Genomic DNA, 2,103 nt, shown 5'->3' on the forward strand with positions numbered 1-2,103 from the left:
TATTTCTAATATTATATTTATTGTGATAAATCGAGATCCTTATTCAATTAAAGTAGCTAAAAAAATATTAGAGGAAATTTCACGTAGCACTGCTCAAAAAACAGAATTTTTGAATAAACGTTTTCTGGTTTGTTTAAATGATAACACCGTTTACGATAAGAAAAATGCTTTACGTGATGACGATATTGAAGAATTTTTAGATCGAAATATTGATTTTAAACGTAAATTTATATCAAAGGTAAGTAACTTTAAAAAGGCTGCTAATAGTAGTGAAGTAAAAGAAATCTCTTCAGCTATTATTGGGAATAAGAGCATTCAAAACGATAAGTCTAAAAAATCTTTTACAATATTAAAAAGAAAAAAAGGTTAATTTTTAATGTGGAATAGGGCAGAGAAAATTATGTTGAAATGTTTGAGATTATTTTTTTGTCAAAAGAAAGCAAGTATTTCGATTGAATTTGCAATTGTTTTTCCTTTTTTAATCGCTCTATTTGTATTTATGCTTGAGTTAAGCAGAATTATGATTATTGGTTCTGCTTTGGATTTAATATCTACCGAAATACCAAGAGAAGTAGCAATTTCTAAAAATATAAATTATTCCCAAAAAATGAATGAGCTAATTACCTCTCAAGTTCCATTGTGGCCTTATATAACTAATCCGGATGATTTTCATATAACATTAACATTTTGTAATACAATACAAGATTTAATAACTAATTCTTGTCAAAGCACGCTTAGTAATGATAGTCATTTAATATCATTTAATTTACAATACGATTATCGGGCTATGTTTTCCGACATGTTTTCAAGTATCTTGGACTCTTCTTTAACAAAAAAGACTGTTGTTTATCGTGAGTTTTATGAAAATTAAAGGAATAAACTAGCAATGAAATATTTGAATAATTTTTTTTGCAATAAAAAAGGTGTTGTCTCAATTGAGTTTGCGGTATGTTTCTGTTTATTTTCACTATTAGTGTTTATTATTTATGATGTATATAGTACTATCATGCTACAAAATAAACTTGAACGGGCAAATTATACAGTAGCATCAATTTTTCGTGAAAGGTCAGCTATTTATCCGATAATGGGTAATGCAAATAGTTCTAATAATTATTTAACATGCATCAGGGATCTTAAATCTTGCTACAAGTCTCATGAGTTATTTGACGAGAGCCAAGTGCAAGAATTGCGTCAATTGGCTAGTTCATTATTAGATCGTGACGTTGCGATAAGAGTCGATGCTTTATTTATTTTACAAGATCCTAGGCATCCGCAAGACTTTAGCCGAGCTAAATTAGCCACCCTAAGTTCAGAATCATGTTCTGCAGGAGCTTGTGATAGCGCTATTAGCTATTTTAATTCACTACCTAACATAATTGAAAGACCAAGAACCAACGATTATTTAAAACTTATACCCTATGTTAAAAGAACAATTGATACGGCGACGGGATTGACTGGGCGTTGGATTCCTTTATATCGAATTAGCATGTGCATTGTTAATGAAGAGAGCCTTTATTTGAAATGGATGAATTCCAATAGAGAGACAACGGATACTTTCCCAAATTTGTGTAGTAATATTGCACTATTATCTCGTTGCAATAACATTGCAGAAAATAATGGTTCGGCTTGCCCTATTTATCATCGCTAATCAATGCTCTTTTAAAAGTGTGAGAGGATATATGAGTAATAACAAATTAAAACAGAACAATTATAAAAAGAACAATTTTTTTAAGTGTACTGCTGGAAACGTTATTATAAGTTTTGCAATTATGCTCCCAGCTATGTTTACTTGCATGTTGGTTTCAATTGATCATACCGAAACTATGCGTAATCGGGCTAGATTGTCAGAAGCAGCTAATGAGGCTTCGTTAGCCGTTATTGCTATAAATAATAAAAATACTGATGAGACAGCACTTGAACAAAATCAGCAAATGGCATTGAATTATATTAATTATTTTGTTCATCAAAAAATTAGTAGTGATAAATTAGATGGTGCTAATATAAAAATAGAATATAAAGCAGATAAAAAAGAATATGATATTGCCTATAATCAAATTTTTAATTCTTTAATTACTCGTAACGATTACACTGCCAATAGGAAAA

4 protein-coding genes are annotated in these 2,103 nt (G+C 29.8%); all 4 read left to right on the plus strand.

Features of this window, described 5'->3' with window-relative positions; genetic code table 11:
* On the plus strand, positions 1-370 hold a 370-nt coding region (locus A9G28_RS13605), incomplete at its 5' end, for a hypothetical protein (RefSeq protein ID WP_176702131.1).
* A 6-nt stretch (positions 371-376) separates the two neighbouring features.
* Positions 377-871, plus strand: coding sequence for a TadE/TadG family type IV pilus assembly protein (locus tag A9G28_RS07930; protein WP_065580313.1), 495 nt, complete (start codon positions 377-379; stop codon positions 869-871).
* Between the two features lie 15 nt (positions 872-886).
* A complete protein-coding gene (tadF, locus tag A9G28_RS07935) occupies positions 887-1,648 on the plus strand; it encodes a tight adherence pilus pseudopilin TadF (protein ID WP_065580314.1) in 762 nt (253 codons plus the stop codon).
* 31 nt (positions 1,649-1,679) lie between these two features.
* Positions 1,680-2,103 (plus strand): TadE/TadG family type IV pilus assembly protein (locus tag A9G28_RS07940; RefSeq protein ID WP_141674716.1); only part of this gene is annotated, 424 nt, incomplete at its 3' end.

It is taken from the genome of Gilliamella sp. Fer1-1 (genome assembly GCF_001690825.1).
Taxonomy (GTDB): domain Bacteria; phylum Pseudomonadota; class Gammaproteobacteria; order Enterobacterales; family Orbaceae; genus Gilliamella; species Gilliamella apicola_C.

What these genes read in the sequence shown, in the direction of transcription:
- tadF (WP_065580314.1), top strand. Translation starts at nt 887, where the DNA reads ATGAAATATTTGAATAATTTTTTTTGCAATAAAAAAGGTGTTGTCTCA.
- A9G28_RS07930 (WP_065580313.1), top strand. Translation starts at nt 377, where the DNA reads ATGTGGAATAGGGCAGAGAAAATTATGTTGAAATGTTTGAGATTATTT.